Origin of the sequence: Kribbella sp. NPDC004875 (genome assembly GCF_042873375.1) — a bacterium.
Classification (GTDB): domain Bacteria; phylum Actinomycetota; class Actinomycetes; order Propionibacteriales; family Kribbellaceae; genus Kribbella.
Genome location: NZ_JBIALI010000001.1, coordinates 220432 through 242091 on the forward strand (window position 1 = coordinate 220432; position 21660 = coordinate 242091).

General features: G+C 69.7%; 15 protein-coding genes. 8 read left to right on the forward strand and 7 right to left on the reverse strand.

Features of this window, described 5'->3' with window-relative positions; all coding sequences use genetic code 11:
• Nucleotides 1-3: 3 nt before the first annotated feature.
• Nucleotides 4-3888 carry a type VII secretion protein EccCa gene (gene eccCa / locus ACFYRH_RS01100; RefSeq protein ID WP_387766104.1) on the reverse strand — a complete coding sequence of 1295 codons (3885 nt, stop codon included), beginning with the start codon at nucleotides 3886-3888 and terminating at the stop codon, nucleotides 4-6.
• Nucleotides 3889-4003: 115 nt separating this feature from the next.
• Between eccCa and eccD the strand changes: the two genes are divergently transcribed.
• The 7 genes from eccD to ACFYRH_RS01135 all read left to right on the forward strand — a co-directional run bounded on the left by eccD (nucleotide 4004) and on the right by ACFYRH_RS01135 (nucleotide 12348).
• Nucleotides 4004-5344: a type VII secretion integral membrane protein EccD gene (gene eccD / locus ACFYRH_RS01105; RefSeq protein ID WP_387766107.1), complete on the forward strand. Its 1341-nt coding sequence runs from the start codon at nucleotides 4004-4006 to the stop codon at nucleotides 5342-5344.
• Between the two features lie 3 nt (nucleotides 5345-5347).
• Entirely contained in the window at nucleotides 5348-6766 is a 1419-nt protein-coding gene (gene eccB / locus ACFYRH_RS01110; RefSeq protein WP_387766110.1) for a type VII secretion protein EccB, read from the forward strand.
• 88 nt (nucleotides 6767-6854) lie between these two features.
• Nucleotides 6855-7181, forward strand: coding sequence for a hypothetical protein (locus tag ACFYRH_RS01115; RefSeq protein ID WP_387766112.1), 327 nt, complete (start codon nucleotides 6855-6857; stop codon nucleotides 7179-7181).
• Nucleotides 7182-7195: 14 nt separating this feature from the next.
• Complete coding sequence (locus ACFYRH_RS01120) at nucleotides 7196-8431, forward strand: hypothetical protein (protein WP_387766115.1); 1236 nt, start codon at nucleotides 7196-7198, stop codon at nucleotides 8429-8431.
• A gap of 467 nt (nucleotides 8432-8898) precedes the next feature.
• Complete coding sequence (locus tag ACFYRH_RS01125) at nucleotides 8899-9447, forward strand: type VII secretion protein EccE (RefSeq protein WP_387766118.1); 549 nt, start codon at nucleotides 8899-8901, stop codon at nucleotides 9445-9447.
• A gap of 223 nt (nucleotides 9448-9670) precedes the next feature.
• Nucleotides 9671-10702 carry a LuxR C-terminal-related transcriptional regulator gene (locus ACFYRH_RS01130; protein ID WP_387766121.1) on the forward strand — a complete coding sequence of 344 codons (1032 nt, stop codon included), beginning with the start codon at nucleotides 9671-9673 and terminating at the stop codon, nucleotides 10700-10702.
• The gene (locus ACFYRH_RS01135; RefSeq protein ID WP_387766124.1) at nucleotides 10699-12348 is read left to right on the forward strand and encodes a right-handed parallel beta-helix repeat-containing protein; all 1650 of its coding nucleotides are present in this window, start codon (nucleotides 10699-10701) and stop codon (nucleotides 12346-12348) included. Before ACFYRH_RS01130 ends, ACFYRH_RS01135 begins: the two co-directional genes overlap by 4 nt.
• 5 nt (nucleotides 12349-12353) lie before the next feature.
• Here ACFYRH_RS01135 and ACFYRH_RS01140 read toward each other — a convergent pair whose 3' ends face one another.
• Nucleotides 12354-12920 carry a hypothetical protein gene (locus tag ACFYRH_RS01140; protein ID WP_387766127.1) on the reverse strand — a complete coding sequence of 189 codons (567 nt, stop codon included), beginning with the start codon at nucleotides 12918-12920 and terminating at the stop codon, nucleotides 12354-12356.
• Nucleotides 12917-13486: a hypothetical protein gene (locus ACFYRH_RS01145; RefSeq protein WP_387766130.1), complete on the reverse strand. Its 570-nt coding sequence runs from the start codon at nucleotides 13484-13486 to the stop codon at nucleotides 12917-12919. Before ACFYRH_RS01145 ends, ACFYRH_RS01140 begins: the two co-directional genes overlap by 4 nt.
• 117 nt (nucleotides 13487-13603) lie before the next feature.
• On the opposite strand from ACFYRH_RS01145, the gene ACFYRH_RS01150 reads away from it, so the two are divergent.
• The gene (locus ACFYRH_RS01150) at nucleotides 13604-15115 is read left to right on the forward strand and encodes a serine/threonine-protein kinase (protein WP_387766133.1); all 1512 of its coding nucleotides are present in this window, start codon (nucleotides 13604-13606) and stop codon (nucleotides 15113-15115) included.
• A 1-nt stretch (nucleotide 15116) separates the two neighbouring features.
• On the opposite strand, the gene ACFYRH_RS01155 is transcribed toward ACFYRH_RS01150, so the two are convergent.
• Genes ACFYRH_RS01155 through ACFYRH_RS01170 form a run of 4 tightly spaced genes read right to left on the reverse strand, consistent with a single transcriptional unit; the run spans nucleotide 15117 to nucleotide 21602 of the window.
• On the reverse strand, nucleotides 15117-17156 hold the full coding sequence (locus tag ACFYRH_RS01155; RefSeq protein ID WP_387766136.1) for a transglutaminaseTgpA domain-containing protein: 2040 nt from the start codon (nucleotides 17154-17156) through the stop codon (nucleotides 15117-15119).
• Nucleotides 17153-18280: a DUF58 domain-containing protein gene (locus ACFYRH_RS01160; RefSeq protein WP_387766139.1), complete on the reverse strand. Its 1128-nt coding sequence runs from the start codon at nucleotides 18278-18280 to the stop codon at nucleotides 17153-17155. Before ACFYRH_RS01160 ends, ACFYRH_RS01155 begins: the two co-directional genes overlap by 4 nt.
• Nucleotides 18277-19275, reverse strand: a complete 999-nt coding sequence (locus ACFYRH_RS01165) for an AAA family ATPase (RefSeq protein WP_387766142.1) — start codon at nucleotides 19273-19275, stop codon at nucleotides 18277-18279. Before ACFYRH_RS01165 ends, ACFYRH_RS01160 begins: the two co-directional genes overlap by 4 nt.
• Nucleotides 19275-21602 (reverse strand): fibronectin type III domain-containing protein, encoded by a 2328-nt coding sequence (locus tag ACFYRH_RS01170; RefSeq protein ID WP_387766145.1) that lies wholly within the window; start codon nucleotides 21600-21602, stop codon nucleotides 19275-19277. Before ACFYRH_RS01170 ends, ACFYRH_RS01165 begins: the two co-directional genes overlap by 1 nt.
• Between the last annotated feature and the right edge of the window lie 58 nt (nucleotides 21603-21660).

Here is a 21660-nt window from a genome sequence, read left to right on the forward strand (position 1 = left end):
CTGTCAGCTCGGGCAATCGACTAGCTGGATGAGGTTGACGTCGCCGCGGCGGGTTACTTGTCGGGCGCGGCCCGGGGGTAGCGGCTGCGGGCGGACGGTGCCGAGCAGCGGGCCTTCGGATCGGTCGCCGCTGAGCAGCAGACCCGGCGTACCGAGGTCTCGGAGGCGGGCGATCAGGGGTTCGTAGATCGCGCGGCCGGCACCGCCGGTGCGGCGGGTGATGACGACGTGGAGCCCGATGTCGCGGCCGTGGGCGAGGTAGTCGACGAGGCCGTTGAGCGGGTTGGCGGTCTGGCCGGCGACGAGGTCGTAATCGTCCACCAGCACGTGGATCTGCGGTCCGGTCCACTCGCCGGACAGGCGGCGGTCCAGGACCGGGCCGAGCTCGGCAACCATCTTCTCGACGCTGCGCGGCTCTGTGAACGTGCCCACCACATGTGTCCCCTGCACTGCCACCGAACGGCGGTAGTCGACCAGGATGATCCGTGCCTCGGTCGGCTCGTAGCGTTCCACGAGCGATCGGACGATCCAGCGCACCAAACCGGTCTTCCCGCTCTCGGTGTCGCCGAACACGAGGAGATGCGGGTCAGCATCGAAGTCGACGTACGCCGGTCCGAGGTCGCGCTCGGCGAGTCCCACTGGCAGTCCAGCCGGTATCTCGCCACCGGAGTCCTCGCGGCGACGCAGTACGGCGGTCAGCTCGGACACCTCGAGCTGGACAGGCAGCAAACGCACTCGTGGCGCGCCGGACACCGGCCACGCCGCCGCGAGTTGTGCACCGAGGTCGGCGTCCGGTGTGGCGACGACGAAGTGCTGTGCCTTGTCGGTCAGTCCACGACCTGGCGTCTCGGCGGGCACGCTCATGGCGGCCTTCCGGTCGACCATCGAGTCGGACGGGTCGCCCAGTCGCAGTTCGACCTTGGTGCCGAAGAGGTCGCGGATCGTCCCGCGCAGGTCGAACCACCGCGAGCAGGTCGCGACCACGTGGACGCCGTACGCGAGGCCGCGGCCGGCAATCTCGGCCAGCGTCGTCTCGAGCTCTTCGAAGTCGGACCGCAGGACCGTCCAGCCGTCCACCATCAGGAAGACGTCACCCCACGGGTCACCCGCGAACTCCCCGGCCGCCCGGCGTTCCCGGTACGCCGCCATGCCTTCCACACCGTGTTCGGCGAAGAGACGCTCCCGGTTCGTCAGCAACTGCAGGACCTCCGCGACCGTCCGGCGTACGGCGCCGACGTCCAGGCGCGAGGCGACACCGCCGACGTGCGGCAGGTCGCGGAGCCCGGCGAGTGAGCCGCCACCGAAGTCGAGGCAGTAGAACTGCACCTCGCGAGGGGTATGGGTGAGCGCGAGGGCCGAGATCAGGGTGCGGATCGCCGTACTCTTGCCACTGCGTGGTCCGCCGACGATCACGGCATGCCCGGCCGCCGCGGACAAGTCGACCACCAACGGGTCCCGCCGCTGCTCGTGCGGCTTGTCGACCAGACCGATCGGCACTCGAAGCCCGCCGCGGGCACTGGCGGCGGCGACAGTCAGTCCACGGTCCGGGTCGACGGTCAGCGCGGGCAGCAGCTCGGTCAACGGCGGCGGGGCGTCGAGTGGCGGCAGCCAGATCTGATGTGCCGGCTTGCCCTTGTTCGCCAAGCGATCGACGAGGATATCGAGCAGCTTCTCGCCGACGCCGTCCTCCTCCGGCTCCTCCTCGGCCTCGGCGACCGCAGCGGGCAACGAAACGTACGCACTTGTGTACTCGGCCACTTCGTCGGCCACCTCATTGCCGGTAGCAGCCGAGCTGACAGCCGACCGGTGCACGCCCGACACGTAGGCTGAGCGGAATCGGATCAGCGTCTCCGTGCCGATCTGCAGGAAGCCGTGGCCGGGAGCCCGCGGGAGCTCGTACGCGTCCGGGATGCCGAGCACCACCCGGCTGTCCATCGCCGAGAACGTCCGCAGACCGATGCGGTACGACAGGTGCGCGTCCAGGCCGCGGAGCCGCCCCTCTTCCAGTTTCTGGCTGGCCAGCAACAGGTGTACGCCGAGTGCCCGGCCGAGGCGACCGATCTGGTTGAACATGTCGATGAAGTCCGGCTTGGCCGACAGCAACTCGGAGAACTCGTCGCAGATCACCAGCAGGGTCGGCACCTCGGGCAGATCGGCACCGGCGGCCCTGGCGAGCTCGTACTCCCGGACGGACTCGTAATTGCCGGCTCGCCTGAGCAGTTCCTGCCGCCGTACCAGCTCGCCGCTGATCGCGTCCGACATCCTGTCGACGAGCGCGAGCTCCTCGTTCAGGTTCGTGATCACCGCGCTGGTGTGCGGGAGCCTGTCCAGCTTGGTGAACGTGGCGCCTCCTTTGAAGTCCACCAGGGCGAAGTTCAGGCTGTCCGACGGGTGCGTCGCGGCCAGCGCGAGGACCAGCGTCCGGAGCAGCTCGCTCTTGCCGGATCCGGTGGCACCGATCAGCAGGCCGTGCGGTCCCATGCCGTCCTGGGCCGACTCCTTCAGATCGAGCTCGACCGGTGTGCCGTCCGCAGTGACACCGAAGCGCACGCGCAACCGGTCCCTGTTCGGCCTGGGTCCCCAGTGGCGTACGGGGTCGAAGTCATAGGGATCGCCGAGGCTGAGCAGGTCAGTCAGGCCGAACGCGGAGGCGAAGCTCTCGTCGCCATCGGTACCCGCCGACAACCGCAGCGGAGCGAGAAGGCGGGCCAGCGCCTCGGCGTCCTGGCTGGTGAAGCTGTCCGCCGTACCAACCTCTGACTCGCCGTCCGCGGTGACGCTGGTCAGCGTGCCGTCGTCGGCAACATCCAGCAGCACTGTGGAGCGGTCGAGCAGTCTGGGCGGCTGTGTGGTCAGGTCGATGACGCTGACGCCCTCGACGCCACTACCGGTCATCAGGTGGTCCGAGCCGACCACGTCGCCACCGTCGATCAGTACGACGACATGCGGACCATCTACGCGACTACTAGCGGCCGGGTCGAATCGTGGTCGCTGTGCGAGCAGATCGTCGAGCACCGACTCCAGATCGGGAACACTCTTGCTGACCAGGCGGATCGGTCCCAGTGCGTCGGACTTCTCCGGGTGATGGGCGTGCGGCAGCCACTTCAGCCACTCCCACTCCGCCCTGGTGTCCGGTCCGACCACTGCCGCGACCAGGAGGTCGTCAGGTGAGTGGAAGGTGGCCAACTGCGCTACGAGAGCCCGAGCCAAGCTACGGGCACGGTCCGGATCACCGTCGACGTACACGCGAGCGAAGCCGCGTAGAGCCATCGCCACGGGGAGTCCGGGGACAGTCGAGTACGTCGTGATGAAACGACGCAGGGCGCCGGCTGACAGGGGCTCCAGCTCTTCCAACGGTGCTGTGTCCGGTGGCGCGATCGGGGTGGCGAGTGGCTGTGCTCCCGTTCCGACACGGACGATCGCGAAGTCGGCGTCGTTGCGGCGGCGTTCCCAGAGGCGGTAGCTCTCCACCAGCGTCCACAGCTGGGTCGGTTCCGGGTGCAGGTACGACAACGCCGTACGTTGCTGGACCACGGCGCGCCTGGCCCGGATGCGTTGCTGGGACAGATGGCGGAGGTATCCGCGGCGCGCGCGGGCCATCTCACGACGAGGCGCGCCTTGGCCGGCGAAAGCGACCGCTGCCGTGCCCAGTGCGGACAAACCGAACAGGCCGCCGACGATGTAGCTCATCCGGCCGCCACCGCCGAGCGTCGAGTACATCAACGCCATTGCGGCACCACCCGCGAGCATCGGCACCATCATCACGTACTGCGAGAGCTGCTTGCCCGCGGGCTGCGGCAATGCCGGTGGCGGGTCGAGGGTGACGTCGCCGGTCGGCAACGCCGGACCGTCGCGCCGGGGCGGCCTGCTGACGATGGTTGTCGACATGTTCCAGGACGCTAGGCGGCCGGACCGCGGCGGAGCGGGCGACGGCCGCTAGCTGACTGTCCACAAGCTGCAAGCCCAGGCGCGGCGTCAGGATCCGCGTGCGACGGTGGCGAGCGTGAGCATTCGTGGACTGGTCAAGGTCACCATCGACGCACCCGAACGCCGCATCGACCTCGCACTGCCCGAACGGTCGACGGTGGCCGAGGTGCTGCCCGGCATCCTTCGGCACGCCGGTGACGGCCTCGCCGATTTCGGCGCACTACAAGGCGGTTGGGTCCTGCGACGACCCGACGGCGAGGCCCTGGACACGCACCGGGACCTCTCCGGTCAGGACGTCCGGGACGGCGAGATCCTGCATCTCGCACCGGCACACCAGCACTGGCCGGAGCTGGAGTACGACGATCTGGTCGACGCGATCGCTACCGACGCCCGGTCCGGCGGACGCGCGTGGACGCCGGGCCTGACGCGCTGGACCGGACTCGTCGCCGCGGCCGTCGCTCTGCTGACGGGGCTCGCACTGCAGCTCCGCAGCGGCCCACCGTGGAATGCCGTGGCGCTGTTCGCCTTGGTCACGGCAGGCGTGTTGATGCTGGCCGGAATCGTCGCGTCCCGCGCGATCGGTGACGCGGCCGCCGCGGCGACGGCCGGCTCCGTCTCTGTGGTGTTCGCCTTCACCGGCGGAGCACTGTTGCCTGCCGCAACCTTTCGGCCGGAGGAGCTCGGTGCGCCCCAACTGATGGCCGGCGGCGCGGCACTCCTGTTGTCCGGACTGATCGGGTACGTCGGGATCGCCCGCCGTACCGCGGTGTTCGCGGCCTCCGTGACCGCCGGCGTACTGGCTTTGCTCGCGGGTGCACTGGGCGGGGCCTTGGACGGCACGCGGTCTGCTGCCGTGGTCGCTGCGGTCGCGGTGGCGTTGATCCCCGTGGCCGCACCGATCGCGATGCGGATCGGTCGACTGCCCAAGCCTGTCCTGCCGACGAGCACAGCCGACCTGCTCGCCGACCCGCCTCAACCACCCCGGCGGATCGTGTACGCCGCAGTCGTGCGATCGGCAGCGCTCTACACCGGCATCCTCGCCGGGCTGGCTGTCGGACTGGCCTGTTCTCTATGCGTGCTGGCGCGGTCCACCTCGACGCCAGGACGTTTGCTGGTGCTCCTCGCCGTCGGCATCTGTTTGCTGCGCGCACGGCTGCTGCCTGTGGTGGCGCATCGGTTGAGTCTGATCGTCGCTGCGCTCTTCGGACTCGCCTGGCTCCTCAGGCCGGCGCCGTACTCGTTGCTGTTGTTCGCGGGCGTGGCTGCGTTCCTGGGGCTCTGGTACGCGGCACATCGACCGGGCGCGTATCTCGCGCGGTACGCCGAGGTGGCCGAGATGATCCTGGTTCTCCTGGTCGTACCGGTCGTCTTGTGGGTGCTCGGACTGTACGGGTACGTGCGCGGGCTGGGTGGATGACCGATGGCCTCCAAACGGGATCAACTGCAGTCGCACCAGTTCGTTCAGCAGCGGATGACTCACGCGCTGCTGCTTCGCGAGACCGATCCCGAGCACCCGCCGTTCCGCCGCGGGATCGTCGCAATGCTCGTCGGTATCGGGCTCGCCGTGCTGGTGCTGGCGGGTTCCGGTGTGTACGGACAGCTGTCGCCGGGCGGCAAGACCTCGTGGAAGTCCGGCGACCGGGTGATCGTCGAGAAGGAGACCGGAACGCGGTACGTCTATCGCGACGGAGTCCTCTATCCGGCGGCGAACTACGTGTCGGCCTTGCTGCTCGCGAACAAGTACAGCGCGCCCCTGATGGTGTCGGCCAAGTCGCTGCTCGGCGTACCGCGTGGTCAACGGGTGGGGATTCCGGACGCACCGGACTCCTTGCCGGACAAGCGACGACTGCTCGGGAGTGGGTGGTCGATGTGCGCGCAGCCAATTCTCGATTCGTCGGGCAGTCCGGTCGTGCGGTCGGTTCTGCTCGTGGGAACAGAGCAGCCCGGCGCGCAGGCAGACTCCTTGCTCGTTGTCGGGCCGGATAGCCGGCGCTACCTGATCTGGCGTGGCTACCGGCACCTGATCCAGCAGCAGGCCACGGTCGCCGCCGCACTCGCTCTGAACAACGAGGCGTGGCTGCAGGTCCCGTCTGTCTGGCTGGACCTCGTACCGTCCGGCGCACCGCTCGGTCCGCTCTCGGTGCCGGGTGCTGGAACGCAGTCCAGTCTCCTCAGACCAGGACGCGTCGGCACGCTGTACGTCGTACAGACGTCGACCGGGCAAGGTCAGTACTACCTGTTGCAGCGCGATCGCCTGGTGGCGATCAGCTCACTGCAGTACGACGTCCAGCGCACGGCACCCGCCACTCGGAAGGCGTACCCGGGTGCAGTCCCCCAGGCAGTTCCGTTGGATCCGGCGGTCGTGGCGCAGGTGTCGGGCGGTGTGGGCACCACCTCGACCACGGACTCGGCGCTGCCGCCCACCCGGCCGACGTTCGCACGACCGGAGTCGACGGCGGACTCGGTCTGTGCGGTGTTCTCCGGTGGCAGCTTCCAACCGCGGTTCACGGTGGCCGGCTCGCTGCCGACGAGCGGCGACGCCGGTGTGACGACCGGGCGTGGAACCGGCGGGCTGCCGTTGGCCGACGTGGTCGTCGTACCACCGGGTCATGGCGCCGTTGTGGAGTCGATGGCCTCGCCGGGTCAGCCGGCCGGGTCCGGGGCGTTGTCGTTCGTGAGCGATCTCGGACGGCGGTACCAGTTGGCGAGTCACGACGTACTCGGCGTCCTCGGCTATGACCAGCCGCCGGTGGTCCGGCTGCCCGCCGAACTGATCAGCCGGCTGCCTGCGGGGCATGCGCTCGACCCGTCGGCCGCGACCTACCCGATCGGCCCGTAGCTGACGACCGGTGGCCTGATGCGGTCCGCCGGCCGGCGTCGTACCCGATCCCTGATGTGGTGCAGAAGACGAACCCCGAGGAGGAAGTATGGACATCGGCACGCTGGCAGTGGTGCCTGACGAGTTACGTCAGTTCGCGGCACTGGCACCACTGGCGACCGTCACCCCGGTCTCCGGCACGGTTCAGTCGACACCGCCGCTGGCCGGTGCGATGCCGGAGAGCGCGACCGTCGAGGCGCACGTCCGGTTCTGCGTCGAGCACACCGGCACCGTCACGCTGCAGGCCACCAACGGCATCGCCTCGCTGATCGACGCCGCGCTCTCGGTCGCGAGTCGCTTCGAGTCCACCGACCAGGCGAACGCGATCGCGCACCGCCGCCTGGGCGACGAGTTGCCGACGACGGCAACGGACTGACAGGGGCCGCGATCATGGGTGCGTACTTCGGGATGGATCTCAACGCGATGGCGACGATGCTGTACGGGCAGCGCGCCGAGCCGTGGCACGCAGGCGCCGACCTGTGGGGTTCGGCCTGTCAGCAACTCCTCGCCACCCACGGCGATCTCGGCGCCGCGAACGCGGTCGTCACCACGTGGCCGACGAGCGTCGGCTCGGCGTCGCAGCTGGCGTTCAGCGGTCAGGTGATCGGTAGCCTCGCATCGCTCGGCGAGTGGTCGGCGTACACCGGCGCCATGTCCGCGGCGCTGCGGCTCGGCGGGACGGCACTGAACGCGGCTCAGGCGGTGATGCCGGCGCTGCAGAGCGGGTACGACACCGCGGTCGCGCTGAGCGGGGTCCCGATCATCGGGCCGTTCGCGGCGCAGGTCGCGGTCGGCCTGCAGCAGGTCGGCGCCGGGATGATGGAGGCGGTCGGAGTGGTCATGCAGGCGCCGACCGCCGTGCCGCCGCCGACGCAGGGGTGGCAGGGGCCGGGTGGGGGTGCGGCCCCGCCGGCGTCGCCCGTACCCGCCGTACCGGTGACCGATGTGCTGGACGCGACGGACAAGTTGTTCAGCGCGATGGAGAAGGGCGCCAACCTGGTGCAGACCGTCACCGGGCTCGCGCAGTCGGGCAGCCTCGGCGACGCCCACGACACCCTCACCAAGCTGCCGCAGTTCAAGGATCTGCCGGGCACGCTGATCCACCCTGACCTGCCGACGCTGGCCGGTGGGGTCAGCGGGGGCACCACGATGCCGACCATCCCTGCTGCCGGTACGGCGTCGACGCCAGGCGGATCGCCGGGCGGGATCCCGGCTGCGGTTCTGGCCGGGACGCTCGGGGCAGTGACGAACTCGTTGCGCAGCACGCCGGCCGTCGCGCGGGTGCCCGGTGGCACCGGGGTCGCGGGTGCCCGCATCGCGGCTGGGAGCGAGCCGGCGCTGGCAGGTAGTGCCGCGCGAGCCGCGGCGGCGGCCGGCAAGTCGATGCCGACCATCGCTCCGCCGATGTCCGGGGCGTCCGGTGGTGGCGGGACCAGCGAGGCCCGGACCGGGGCACGCAAGCGGACGTCGAGCGACTCGGAAGACAGCCTCCGTCGCAGCGGCGTTCAGTCCGAGCTCCAGGGCCGCGCCGCCCGCGAGTCGACCAGCCAGTTCACACTGCCGACGACGCGGCGGCGTACTCCTGGTCCGGTCCTCGACGACGAAGTCTTCGACCACCTCTCATGACGACGACACCGGCCACCCCGGCCTTCGCATCCAGGACGGCGCCGGAGGCCGCCATCACACCGGTCGCCGCTACGGTCGCGCCATCGCGACAGCAGGCAGCAGCCGCGGCGCCCCCACCTCGCGCAGCTCGAGCCGCTAAACCTGCAGTCGCCATCGCCGGGGCCCCGATTGCTGCGCCTGCAGTGGCAGCGTCCGCTCCCATGCCTGCTGCTCCCGGACGCACGCGGCCGCGCGTGATGGTTGGGCAGGTGGTCTGTTGGCAGCTCGTCGCGGGACTGGTGGCGGCACTGGTCGGCCGGGGCTGGGTGACGGAGCTGTTAGCCGGCGTAGTGACGGTCGGGGCGCTGGGAACCACCGGCTGCTGGTGGCGAGGGCTGTGGTGTTTCCAGTGGCTCCGGCTGGCCTGTGGGTACCTCGCGCGCGGGCCGCGGTTCGTAGCGGTCGAGGGACATCGCGGATGGCTTGAGGTGGGCGACGTTGACGCCGGGACGATCGTCCGAGCGGACGGCGTGACGGTGCTGCTGGAGACCGACGTACCGTCGGATGTCGTGGCCGGCGAGTTGGTCGAGGACCTCACCGGTCTGCGGATCAAACTGCTGCGCCGGCCCGGATCGGCATGGATCGCCATCACCGCGCTCCGGTCACCCGAGCAGCACCAGGACGCCGAGCTCGAGCTGCTGCTCGCCAACACCGTCCGCCGGCTGACGAAGCGCCTGCGCCGCCGCGGCCTCCGCGCCGAGCCGCTCGCACCCGCCGAGCTGAACCATCTCCTCGGCACCTTCACCCCGAAGCACGCCACCGAGGACTGGGACGCCCTCCGCCTCGGTACCGGCCGCTACCGGATGTACGCCGTCCCCGCGGCGCTCGCCCTCCAGCAGGCCGGCGCCATCGCCGTCACCACCTCCAGCGACCTGGACCACGCCCTCGTCCTGGCCCACGCCGACGCCCCGCAGGCACCCGCCGCTGTCTCGCGGACCGGTCGCCAGCGCGCGGCGTTCATCGCCGCCCTGCCCTGATCCAGCGGCGTTCCAGGCGTGGATCAGACCCCGCTGGACAGCCGCTGTATCGGCTGTACCAGGCGTGGACGCGCGCAAGATTCCCGCTGGACGGCGGCCCGCGATGGTTCTGGTGTTGACCCCGAGTCGCACCGACTCATCGAATCGAGCGAGGTGTCCCGTGTACCACTCCGAGCCCATCGAAGGCGCTTCGTACCCCCGTGCAGCGCGCTACCCACGCGCCGTGAAGTCCGCCCCGCAGGTCCGCACCACCGGAATGCGGCTGGCCCATCTGGGGGTCGATGCGACCGCCGAGCGCACCTACCTGGTCGTGCTCGAGCGGCCCTCCTGGACCCCGGCCGAGCTCGGCGAGCGACTCGGCCTCGACGTCGCCGCCACCCACGACGTCATCCACCACCTGACCGGCCTCGGCCTGTTGGCCCGCAACGGCTCAGGCGAGGTCGTTCGTCCGCTCAATCCCCGACTCAGCCTGACCGCTCTGCTCGCCGAACGCGAGGCCGACCTGGCCCGCGTGACCCGCGACCTGGAGCGCAGCCGGGTGGCCGCGGCCGAGATCGCGGGCGAGTTCGCCCGCCGGCACCCGGCGCCGCTCGGCGACAGCAGCGGCGCGCTGGACTGGGCAGGCAGCCCGGCGGCCGCGCAGCGGACCATCGAAGGCCTGCTGAAGTCAGCCTCCGGTGAGGTGCTGGTGAGTACGCCGGCCACAGCCGCACTGGCCGACCCGATCGCCGGCCTCCGCGAGTTGGGCACCGGCGTCTTGGCACCGGTCCGCTACCGCATCCTCGTTCCGGACGCTGCTCGCACGGACCCGATGCTGGCGCGCCGCTTGCAGCAACTGACCCGGAACGGCGCACAGGTCCGTACGGCGACCAGCGTCCCGCTCTGCGCGATGATCGTCGACACTGCGACAGTCGCGCTGCCCGCTGACCGGACCGGTCGCGGAGCGGTCAGCATCCTCCGATTGGCCGCCGCAGTCGGCGCGGTGACCGAGCTGTTCGAACGCGTCTGGCACGCCGCGACACCGCTTCGCCAACCGACCGGTCTCGGCGACGCCTCCGGATTGACGGTCCGCGAACGCGAAGTACTCTCGCTGCTCAGTGACGGTGGCACGGACGCGTCGGCCGCCGCGCAGCTCGGAGTGTCCGTCCGGACCGTTCGGCGGATGGTGTCCGAGATGATGGCGCGGCTCGGGGCGCAGAGCAGGTTCCAAGCCGGGCTGAAGGCGGCCGAGCGTGGCTGGGTGGGGACGCGATGAGCCGCACGCTTCTGGTGGCACCGGATCGGCCGGGTGCCTACCCGAGCATCGGCGCCGCCGTCCTCGACGCACCGGACGGCGCTGTCGTCTCCATAGCGCCCGGTGTCTACCGGGAGACCATCGATTTGGCGGACAGGTCGGTCACCCTGACCGCCGACGCGGGTGACGTGGTCATCGACGCCACGTCGGCACAGACCCCGGTACTCCGGGCATCGGGCGGACAGCTCGTACTCCGCGAGCTCACCGTCCGCGCCGGCGACGCCCCCGCCATCGAACTCACCGGAGGCATACTGCGCGCCGAACACTGCGCCCTGTCGGCCGGCTTCGGGCCCGGAGTGCTCGTGGCCGGTCCGGCCGAGGTCTCGCTGGCGCACTGCCGGCTCGACGGCGGCGAGCACGGTCTGGTGCTGGAGGACTGCACCGCCACGATCGAGCACACCAAGATCAGCGGTGTGTCCGCGGACGGCGTCATCGTCCGCCTGGGCGCCACCGTCGTACTGCGGGATTGTCAGATCACCGACTGCGGACGCCGGGGTGTCTACGCGTACCAGTACGGCCGGTCGAGCCTCGAGGGCTGCGAAGTGATCGGTACGGCGGAGGCGGGCATCCTCGTCGCCTACGACTCCACCGCCGTACTACGGCACTCCTTCGTCCGCGACGCCGGCGGAGCGGCCGTGGTGTTCGGCCGCCGATGCCAGGGAGAGGTGGTGTCGTGCCGGTGGGAGAACACTGCCGAGCCGGCACTGGAGATCGCTGAGCCTGACCAGGTGTCCGTCACCGCCGCCGTCCAGGCGGAGGTCCGGGCGGTCGCCCGCGAGCCGGCCGCTGCGGACGTGGAGTCCCTACTGGAGGAACTGGACGCCATGGTCGGCCTGGCGGGTGTGAAGGACGAGGTACACAGCCTGATCGACGAGCTACAGGTCAACGAGTGGCGGCGGAAGGCCGGACTGCCGACCGGCAGCCTCAGCCACCATCTGGTGTTCGCCGGCGCACCCGGCACCGGCAAGACCACGGTGGCCCGGATCTACGGGAAGCTGCTCGTGGCGCTCGGGGTACTGCCGAAGAACCAGTTCAGCGAGGTCGGCCGGCGCGATCTGGTCGGCCAGTACGTCGGTCACACTGCCGAGAAGACGACAGTACTGTTCGAGGCCGCGATCGGCGGCGTCCTGTTCATTGACGAGGCGTACACGCTGTCCCGCGCCGGGGCGGAGAACGACAGCTTCGGCCAGGAGGCGATCGACACCCTGGTGAAGCTGATGGAGGACCGGCGCGACGAGGTGGCGGTGATCGTGGCCGGGTACAGCGACGAGATGCTGCGGCTGATGGACGCCAACCCCGGTCTGGCGTCGCGGTTCTCGAAGACCATCGACTTCGAGAACTACGCTCCTGACGAGCTGACCCTGATCGTGCAGCGAATGGTCTCCGCCAACCAGTACGACCTGGACGTGGCGGCAGAGCCGATCCTGGAACGACACTTCGCGATCGCCTCGCAGGTCACGAACTTCGGCAACGCCCGCGACGCCCGGCGCCTGTTCGACCGGGTCCGGACGGCACAGTCGCAACGGTTGCGCCGACGGGGCTGCATGCCGGACGTCAACGACCTGCGCACCCTGCTGGTCGACGACGTGACCGCCGCCGTGTCATGAGGGGGTCATGAGACTGGGTCGAGGGCGGCGACGAATCCGGCGAGCAGCTCGGACACCCCGCCGAGCACGAGGTCGAGCTGGGCACCCGGCGTGCCCGGCCCGTCCTCGGTCTGCTCGGCAATCGTCGCCAGCACCTCACAGTGCGCCCACAGCGACGGCGCTACCCAGCCCCACTGCCACAACTCGTAGGTCGTCGCACCGACGGCTGCCAGCGGTTCCAGCCCGGGTACGCCGATGGCGAAGAGGTCCGGTGCCTCGGGACGGTTGCCGAGTCCGAGGAAGAGCGGCATCAACCTGTACCGCTCCGCAAAGCCGGCCGCGTCATCTGCCGTGACCAGCAGGCCACGACTCAGCAACGCGTCCAGCCGCCGCTTGGCGTCGTCGATATCGGCCTCGAGGCATGCGGTCAGCAGATCGGGGACGCCAGTGGCGCGGTGCGCGAGTACCCACACGCCGAGCTCTGGTTCGCTCAGCTGCTCCGTCGTACGGCCGACGCGGATCACGTGGTGCACCGAGTCCGCGGACGCGAGCGGGCCGGCGCCGTGGCCGACGGGAAAGATCGCGGTACTCATGACCGGTACTCCTGTTCCGCGAGGTCGAGACACGTCGCGCTGGGGGCCAGCAACGCGTGCAGAGTGGTCAACACGGCGGTGAGGTCGACCTCGTGCTCCGTGCAGGCAGCCAGGAGGTTGGGCGACAGGTGAGCCCAAAACCACAGGTCGTAGAGCGTCCGGGTCATACCGGCGAGTGCCAGCTCAGTAGTACCCGATCTGAACATCGCGTCATCCTGCGAAGCGTTCCCCAGCCCGAGGTGCAGCGGCAGCAGCCGGTGACCTGCTGCGAAGTCGACTGCGTTGTCTGCGTCGACTTCAGCGAGAAGCTGCCTGGCCAACAACCGATCGACAACCGCCTCGGCGTCCTCGATCCCGCCACCGGCCGAGAAGGCGACGACCGTGGCGCGGCTCCAGGAGGTGTGCGGCGGGGCGGTCAGGCCGTGCGCGATCGACCAGACCGCGAAGTCCTCGTCGGTCAGTTCGACGATCTCTCCGCCGAGCCGGACCTGCTGGACATGGGTGTCCGCGGAGCCCGAGTAGTACGGACCGAGGCAATGGCCGATCGGGAAGATCAGTGTGGTCATGGTCTTCACGGTGGCAGCCCCGCGCGGGGCTGGACGGCTCTTGCAGCATGCGGCCAGGGTGTGGCAACAGCAGCCGGTGTCGCGGCGGACGACCTGTTCACACGGGAAGATGGACAGGTGACAGACACGACAGGTCCTGACTCCGTCCCGGCCCTCCCGGGTTGTACGGACCTCGTCCTGGTCCGGTCCGGCATCCCGCGGGTGTACAGGGGCCTGCGGCAAGGGACTGCGGTCAGTGCGCTGGTCTACCCGGTGCGCGTCGACCCAGGTACCGCAGCCGCGTTCCACAAGCAGGTGAAAGCGCTGCAGGGCGTCAACCATCCGCATGTCGCGCCGGTACTGGAGTCTGGTCTTGCTGACGGCTACCCGTACCTGATCAGCACGTCGGACGCCGGGACGCTCACAGAGCAGATGCGTGACCAGTTGCAGTCACCTGCTGAGCTCGCGGTACTCGGTCGGCAGTTGGCAGAGGGGCTAGCTGCGCTTCACTCGGCGGGGTTGATTCACGGTGGTCTGACACCTGGCGCGGTTGTGTTGCTGCCGGACGGACGTCCGCAGCTGTCTGCGCTGACACTCGGGCTCGGACAGCACACCGGGCACGCCGCGCTGAACTCGCCGAGCCAGCTGTACGTCGCGCCGGAGACACTGCGGGACGGGACGCTCACCGCCGCATCTGACCTGTATGCGCTGGGCGCTGTTCTGCACGCTGCGATCAGCGGGAAGCCTCCGCTGGCGGCACAGATGGGTGAGACCGCCGGGGAACACATCCTCCGGGTACTCAATGAGCCGCCCGCGCGTCTCGACGTACTGCCGGACGCGTTCGCGGATCTGATCGCTCGGTTGCTCGAGAAGGTCCCCGAGAAGCGCCCGTCCGCCGAGGCCGTCGCAACGTCGCTCGCTGGGCTGACCGTCCCTCCCATCCCGGCGGTTCGCCCGGTTGCCGCGCCCGCGTCCACGTCGGCGAAGAAGTCAGAGCCACCAGCAGAGGCGACACCTCAACTGCCCCGTCCTGCTCGGCTGTCCCGCAAACATCTGCAGTCGTGGCCGCCGGCAACCCCACCTGCAGGCCCTCCTGTGGCGCCGACGGCTCAACCTGCGGCGGGTCAGCCTGTTGCTCCTGCACAAGCCCCGCCCGCCGTCGTACCACCTGCGGCCGCGACCCCGGCACCGGTCCAGTCGCCGGCTCCTTCTCGAGTGCCGGCGCCTGCTCAATCGGAGGGCAAGCGCCGCAACTGGTTGCTCGCGGCAGGAGGCGTCGTCGTGGCAGCCGCAGTCATCACAGCGCTTGCTCTGGTCAACCACAAGGGGCAGACCGACGAACCGCCTATCGCCGGGCAGACACCAGTGCAGTCCTCTGCGCCGGCGTTGGTGGTCAGACTCAACCCGCCCGCTGATCACAGCACGTATGTCGATCTGACGTGGAGCGGGCCTTCGGACGTGAACTACGCCGTTGTCGTGGCGCAGGCGGGGCAGCCGGCGAATACGAAGCTGGTCTACAAGCAGACCAAGTACCGCGTCGCAGTGGTGCCGGGGATTCAGTACTGCTTCGCGATCCAAGCCACCGACGGCGTCAACAAGACGGAGACCGAGGCCCGCCCCATCCGCGACGCCCAATGCCGGCGACGCTGACTCAGCCGATCAGACTGCGGGCGCTGAAGGTGGTTCGGATCCGCTGCGACAACCGTCCCTCGGCCAGCCCGCGCCGAGCCTTCCGTACGGCGGACCACGCGAACTCGCGATCCGGGTCCGAGTCCTGACCGGACCACAGCGCCCGGTCCAGGCACCCGGCCAGCAACGTCATCGCCTGCGACACCGGCCCGTCCGACTCGCGCGCCAGGTCCCGCGCGGTCGCAGCCGGCGTCACGCGCATCCCGTGGTCCCGCAGCAGGTCACGCGCCTCGGCCCAAGCCCCCATCGTCCCGTTCCGCCTGCGCCGCCGACGGCGTACCGCCTTGGCCAGGGGTACGCCGACGATCCACAACAGCAGCAGTACGACGACAACGCCGGCCACCGCGACGAGCGCACCCCAGCCCGGCCAGTGATGTGCCGTCTTGGGCTCGGTCGCCGGCAACGTCGGCTCGGACTGATGCTCGCGCTCGATCTCCTTTGTCGAGGGCAACTGTTTCCGCACGGCCTCCGCCGCACCCGCCAGACCGCCCCCGCCCGCCTTCGACGCCGCCGTCCCGGTCGGGTCCAGCGGGACCCACCCGACGCCTCGCACGGCGACCTCGGGCCAGGCGAGCACGTCGCGGTTGCGAATCACGTACGTGCCGTCCGGGCTCGGTTCGTCCGGCTGCTTGAAACCGACCACGAGTCGCGCCGGTAGTCCGAGCAGCCGAGCCATCACGACGTACGACGCCGCGAACTGTTCCGACGTACCGCGTTTGCTCTTCAGGAGGAAGTGGTTGAGCTGCGCGTAGCCGTGGCCGGTCGGGAGGTTCTCGCCGGTGGCGAGCTTGTAGTTCGTGCGCAGGTATTTCTCGAGCACCAGCGCCAGTTGGAACGACGGCCGCACGTCGCCGGCGATCTGTCGCGCCAGGTCGTCGATCCCGACCGGTACTTCGCCGAGGTCGGCGCCGGTGCTCAGATCCGAGTCGACACCCGCAGAGGCCAGTGCGTCCGTGTCGACAACGGGCTCGGCCCAGTTGACGCGGTACTGCGACGGTCGCTGCTGCTCGGACAGCAACGCCCCGGACGTCGGGTCGACCAGCAACGGTACGTCGTCCACAACGGACAGCGTCCGCGTCTGACTGGGCAACCACGGCAGTGACCAGTCCGCCAGCGCAACGTCCGCAGACTGGCGCAGTACCGGCACTGTCACGTGTGAATCGAGCGACAGTTCCCGGCCGAGACGCTGGAACTTCGGTGTGGTCGTCCAGGTCACTCCGTCGAAGTTGTCCAAGGCAATCACCGGCCAGCGATCCACTGGACCGTCAGCGCGCGCAGTGAACACCACCGTGTCCGGTGAGTGCAGCCGCTCGGCTATCTCGGTCAGCGGATTGCTCAGCACGGTTGGCGAGTCAGGCGGACTCGGCTTCGCCAGATGTACCGCTGCAGGCGTCGGCAACGCCAGTCCGAGCGTCGACGCGCCAACACCCATCGCCCCGAGCGCAGCAACCAGACGGGCGCAGGCAGCTCGGTCACCTGGCCACTGCAGCAGCACAAGCGCGAAGCAACCAGCAAGAGCCAGCCCGGCCAGTACTGCGTCAACTCCGCTGACCGTGACGTAGGCCTGAGACAGTCCGGCCACTACGAGCGCTGGGAGCACCGCCAGCAGCCGAGAGCGCTGCAGCACTCGCGCACCGACCAAACAGGCCAGCAGCACCAGCAACGGCACAAACGCCACCAGGTCAGCCGAAGGACTGGCCGGCCACGTCGACTCGAGAGTACGACGCCATCCGGAGGTGACTGCCTCCCACAAGGACATCGGTCGCCGTGCCGCACCAGGGATCACCGCGAGCAGTCCGACGACTCCACCGACCAGCGTCAACGGCACGCGCAACCGAGCGAGCTGTGGACGACGCAGAACTGCTTCTTCCACCAAGTACACGACAACGGCGACAGCGAGCATCGGCAGCAGCACAGCCGACGTACCGAAGAGCGGCGCGAAGAGCAGGCCCGCGACCACTGCGGCAGCGAGTACTCCGAGGATCGGTAGCCGCCGACTCATGCTGGTACGGCGTTCCAGGCGTCGACCGCACTCTGTGCGCTGTCAGCGTGGACGACGTGCACTCCGGCAGCCGTGTGCAGCGAAGGGTCGTCATGGGTCAGGTCGACGCACACCACCGGTCGATAGCTCGACCTGAGGTTCGGTACCTCGGCCAGACCGGCAGTGTCACCGGTCAACACGACCAGTGCGCCACCGTCACGTCCCATCGGCAGCGACTCCAGCAGGCTGGTCGTTTCGGACGACTGCTCCACTCTGGCGAGCTCATCGAGCAGATCGCTGACGGACTGTACGTCGTGATCCGTACCGCAGGGCGTGGTGAGTCGAAGACGCTGACCGGACTGCGCAGCGACCACCATGATCGACGCCGCCACCGAAACGGCCGTGTCGAACTGGTCCGGTGTCAGGGCGGTCGTCCGTGTGTCCAGAAGCACCTGCAGTCGCGGCTGGTCCGGATCGACGTACTCGCGCACCATCAACCGGCCTGCTCGCGCGGAGGCCTTCCAGTGCACGTGCCGGACCTCGTCACCGGGCACGTACTCCCGCAATCGCCGCAGGTCGATCGAGCCGCGCAAGGGACCGGCGGACACCGGCCCCTCGAAGTGGTGCCGCTGCCGGATGCCGGTCGCCGTACGAGCGGCGTACCGCTTCGGGTGGACGAGGAGTGTCGCTGCCTCGCCGATGGACACCTGGCACGACACCAACCCGAACGAATCGGAGCGGCGCAACAGCAACGGCCCGACGAGCAGTGGTCCACGCCGTGCTGTCGGCAGCTCGTAGTGGTACGTCGCAATGCCGTTCGGCGCCAGCGCTGTCACTGACACCTCGGACTGATGCGGGCCAGCGGTGTCGGCGGCAACGAACGCAGGCTGCCGGCGTGTGGACTCGTTCCGCACCATCAGCCGCGCCAACGCGGGCTGACCGCATTCGACGCGCTCCGGATACAACACGCGCTCGACAGTCACCTTTGGACGCCGCACCACGGTCAGCACACTGATCAGCACCGCTGCGAGACCAGCTCCCGCCAGCACTCGTAGCATCGGATAACCGAGCAACTGGCCGGCAACTAGCAGCGCGACCGAGCCGACCAGCAGACCCCAGGCTCGCAGAGTGAGCCGGGTCCTCATGGCACGACGCCAAGAGCCCGCTTGAGATCGCGCCGCACCGGGTTGCCCGGCGCCGGAGTGTCTTCGAGTACGTCGTCCACCACGCTCTCCGCCGTACGCCGGGCCAGTGTCGCGTCCGCGGTCAGTACCAGGCGATGCGCGAGCACCGGCCGGGCGATGCTCTTCACGTCGTCCGGCGTCACGAACGAACGCCCGTCGGTCGCGGCGATCGCGCGCGCCGCCCGCACCAGCGCGATGCTGCCGCGTGGGCTGGCGCCGTACCGGACCGCGCTGTGCAATCGGGTCGCCGCCGCCAACCGGACCGCGTAAGCCATCACCGCCTCGTCGACGTACACCGAGCGGACCGCGGCGACGACATCGCGCAGCGTCTCGGGGTCGATCACCGGCTCGAGGTCGTCCGGCGTCGGCCCGGCGCCGTCCAGCGCGACCACCTCGACCTCGGCGTCATGGTCCGGATAGCCGATCTCGATCCGCAGCAGGAAGCGGTCCAGCTGCGCCTCGGGCAGCCGGTACGTGCCTTCCATCTCGATCGGGTTCTGCGTCGCGAGGACCATGAACGGGTCCGGCACGCGGCGCGTCTCGGCGTCCACGGTGACCTGCCGCTCGGCCATCACCTCGAGCAGCGCAGACTGCGTCTTCGGCGTACCGCGGTTCACCTCGTCGGCGAGCACGATGTTCGCGAAGACGCCGCCGGGATGGAACACGAAGCGGCCCTGACCCTGGTCGTACACGACGACGCCGGTGATGTCACCGGGCAGCAGGTCCGGGGTGAACTGGATGCGGCTCCAGCGGCCGCCGATAGTGCGTGCCAGACTCCGGGCCAGGCTGGTCTTACCCAGCCCGGGCAGGTCCTCGATCAGCAGGTGACCGCCGGCGAACAGCGTCGCGATCGCCAGCCGGACGACCTGCGGCTTACCGCGGATCACCCGCTGGATGTTCGCGGAGATCAGCTCGTACGCCTGCTGCGGTTCCATCCCGCGCCCCGGTTCCCGCATCACCACTGCCCTTCCTTCCGCGCGTGCCGGCGCCGCCGCGAGGTACGTCGTACCGCTCCCGCCGGCGCACTGGCCGGAGGCAACGCCGGAGCGCTCGCGGCCGGCGTGGCCGTAGTACTCCCGGCTGTGCCGGTGGCGGTCGCACTACTCGCGTTGTTGCGCTCTCGGGTGATTGCCTTGACCGTGAACGTCAACTGGATCGCAGTCAGGCCGGTGTAGCGAGTGCTGGTGGTTGTGACGGTCCGGTCCGCCTGGCCGGTCACCGAGACCACGTAGTGCACCAGCTGACCTCCACCGAGGTTCGGGGCGGTCCAGCTCAATGACACCGACCCCTTGCCCGGTGTCGCAGTCACCTTCGGCGCAGCGGCCGGTCCGTACGGGTAAACCGTCCGGGTAGCGGCAGAACGCGGTGAGGTGCCCGCGCTGTTCTTCGCGGTGACTCGATAGCTCACAGCCTTGCCCAGCGTCGGTTTCAGGGTCGTCGACGTCACGTACGCCGGCGCTGCGGTGGACGACCCGTCCGAGCCGATCACCGTGAAGCCGGTCAGCGTGTAGTCCGCCGTGTTCGCCGACGCCCAGGACACTGTCACGGAGCCATCCGGCTTGGTCGTCGCACTGACCTTTGTCGGCGCACCCGGCGGCTCGGCGTTCCCGTTGATCGTGGTGGCCTTGGTGTCCACGGCCGGACCGGTCCCGACGCGGTTCGTCGCGGACACGGTGAAGATGTAGCCGCCGCCGTTCAGCAGCTGACCGAAGCTGTGGCTGCGGGTGCCGCCGGAGACGGTCGCCGTTCCGGACTCCGGCAGACCGACGACGAAGGTGCCCGGCGCGATCCGGAAGCTGACCTTGTAGCTGGTGATGGCGGCGCCGTTGGCGCGGGCCGCGTTCCACGTCACCGTCGCCTTGCCGTTGCCGGGCTTGGCGGACACCGCTCCGGGCGCACCCGGCGCCGCAGCCGGCGGTGCGGTCGGTTTCGTGACCGTCGGCTTCGTGGTGGTCGGCCTGCTCGGGGGCGGCGTCGGCTTGGTGGTCTCGGTCTTCCTCGGTTTGTGCTCCGGCGGCGCCACCGTCTCGGTACTCCGCGGCTTCCCCGGACCCACCGTCACGTGGATCGGCGGCAGGATCGGCCGGCGCGAAGGTGGCGTCGAAGGAGGCGTGGAGGTCGGCGTACTACTCGGCGTCGGTGCGGTCGGCGTCGGCGTGCTGCTCGGCGTCGGCTTCTCCGTGGCGGCCGGCGACACCGGCTTGTTGCCGCCGTCGGTGTCCACCTCGCTTACCGTTCCGTCACCGTCGACGACCGTCACGACCTCACCGGTCTCGTCGTCGATGTAGATCCGGCCGTCCTGGCCGGCAGTCACCCGCGGACCACCCTTGTGGTTGCCGGCCTTCTTCTTGAGCTCATGGGTGTGCAATGGCTTGCCGTCGGGAGCGAACGTCCGGACGACCCGCTTGCCGGCATCCAGTACGGCGACTGCGGCACCGGTCGCGGCCACGGAGTCGTAGTGCCCCGGCGGCAGCGTCACGCTCTCCGCAGCCTTGGCTCCGGCGGCGTCCACGAGCAGGAGTCGCTGGCCGGCCAGAATCGGGATGCGGCCGCCGACGTCGGCCTGTGCGACCACCGAGTCGGTCGGCAGCGCGCCGCCCACGGACATCGGCACAGCGCGGCCGGCCGTGTCACCGGTCAGCGGTGTCAGCGTGCGCTTCGACAGGTTGGCGAAAGCAGGCTTGCCGCCCACGCTGAGCAGCGCACCGGCGTCGCCGGCCTGTGAGGGCAGTGTGCACGCCAGCTCGGTCGACGCGGGCGCCAGCTTGCAGAAGTTGTTGGCATCCCGCACCCACAGCGCTCCGTCGGCGGCAGCGATCGCACTGGAGACGACGCTGCCGACTGTGACGGTCTGCTGCTGGTCACCGAGCCGGACGATCTGTCCGTGCTGCCGGTACACCAGGTAGGGACCGGACTGTGCCTCGATACCGATCGGTTCCTCCGGGATCCCGATCCGCACCGTAGTCTTCACGGTCAGGTCGGACTTGCCGAACACGATCACGCCGTCCGAGTTCACGACGTACCCGTTGGTGGTGCCCTGGACGACCTGGCTGCCGGCTCCGGTCCGGACGCCGCGGACCTCGGCATCGACGTTCTTGCCGCCGCCGTCGACCCGGAAGACCGCGCCGAGGGTCGCGTTGTAGACCCAGTGGCCCGCCTGCTGGAACGCCACCGCGGGGGCGCCGCGGCCGAGCGCGGAGTACCCGACGAAGGTCCCGAGGACGAGCGCCGCGACCGTCCACCACGCGACGGGGCGGCGGATCGCGCGGGCAATGCGAGTCATGCGGCTAACCGTGCCTTTCGACTGTCCAGCTGCGGTACAGCGGCGATACATCCGGCCA

Coding starts and splice junctions, on each gene's coding strand:
- ACFYRH_RS01135 (WP_387766124.1), top strand. CDS start 10,699: ATGAGCCGCACGCTTCTGGTGGCACCGGATCGGCCGGGTGCCTACCCG.
- eccB (WP_387766110.1), top strand. CDS start 5,348: ATGGCCTCCAAACGGGATCAACTGCAGTCGCACCAGTTCGTTCAGCAG.
- ACFYRH_RS01160 (WP_387766139.1), bottom strand. CDS start 18,280: ATGAGGACCCGGCTCACTCTGCGAGCCTGGGGTCTGCTGGTCGGCTCG.
- ACFYRH_RS01165 (WP_387766142.1), bottom strand. CDS start 19,275: ATGCGGGAACCGGGGCGCGGGATGGAACCGCAGCAGGCGTACGAGCTG.
- ACFYRH_RS01115 (WP_387766112.1), top strand. CDS start 6,855: ATGGACATCGGCACGCTGGCAGTGGTGCCTGACGAGTTACGTCAGTTC.
- ACFYRH_RS01120 (WP_387766115.1), top strand. CDS start 7,196: ATGGGTGCGTACTTCGGGATGGATCTCAACGCGATGGCGACGATGCTG.
- ACFYRH_RS01155 (WP_387766136.1), bottom strand. CDS start 17,156: ATGAGTCGGCGGCTACCGATCCTCGGAGTACTCGCTGCCGCAGTGGTC.
- eccCa (WP_387766104.1), bottom strand. CDS start 3,888: ATGTCGACAACCATCGTCAGCAGGCCGCCCCGGCGCGACGGTCCGGCG.
- ACFYRH_RS01145 (WP_387766130.1), bottom strand. CDS start 13,486: ATGACCACACTGATCTTCCCGATCGGCCATTGCCTCGGTCCGTACTAC.
- ACFYRH_RS01170 (WP_387766145.1), bottom strand. CDS start 21,602: ATGACTCGCATTGCCCGCGCGATCCGCCGCCCCGTCGCGTGGTGGACG.
- ACFYRH_RS01140 (WP_387766127.1), bottom strand. CDS start 12,920: ATGAGTACCGCGATCTTTCCCGTCGGCCACGGCGCCGGCCCGCTCGCG.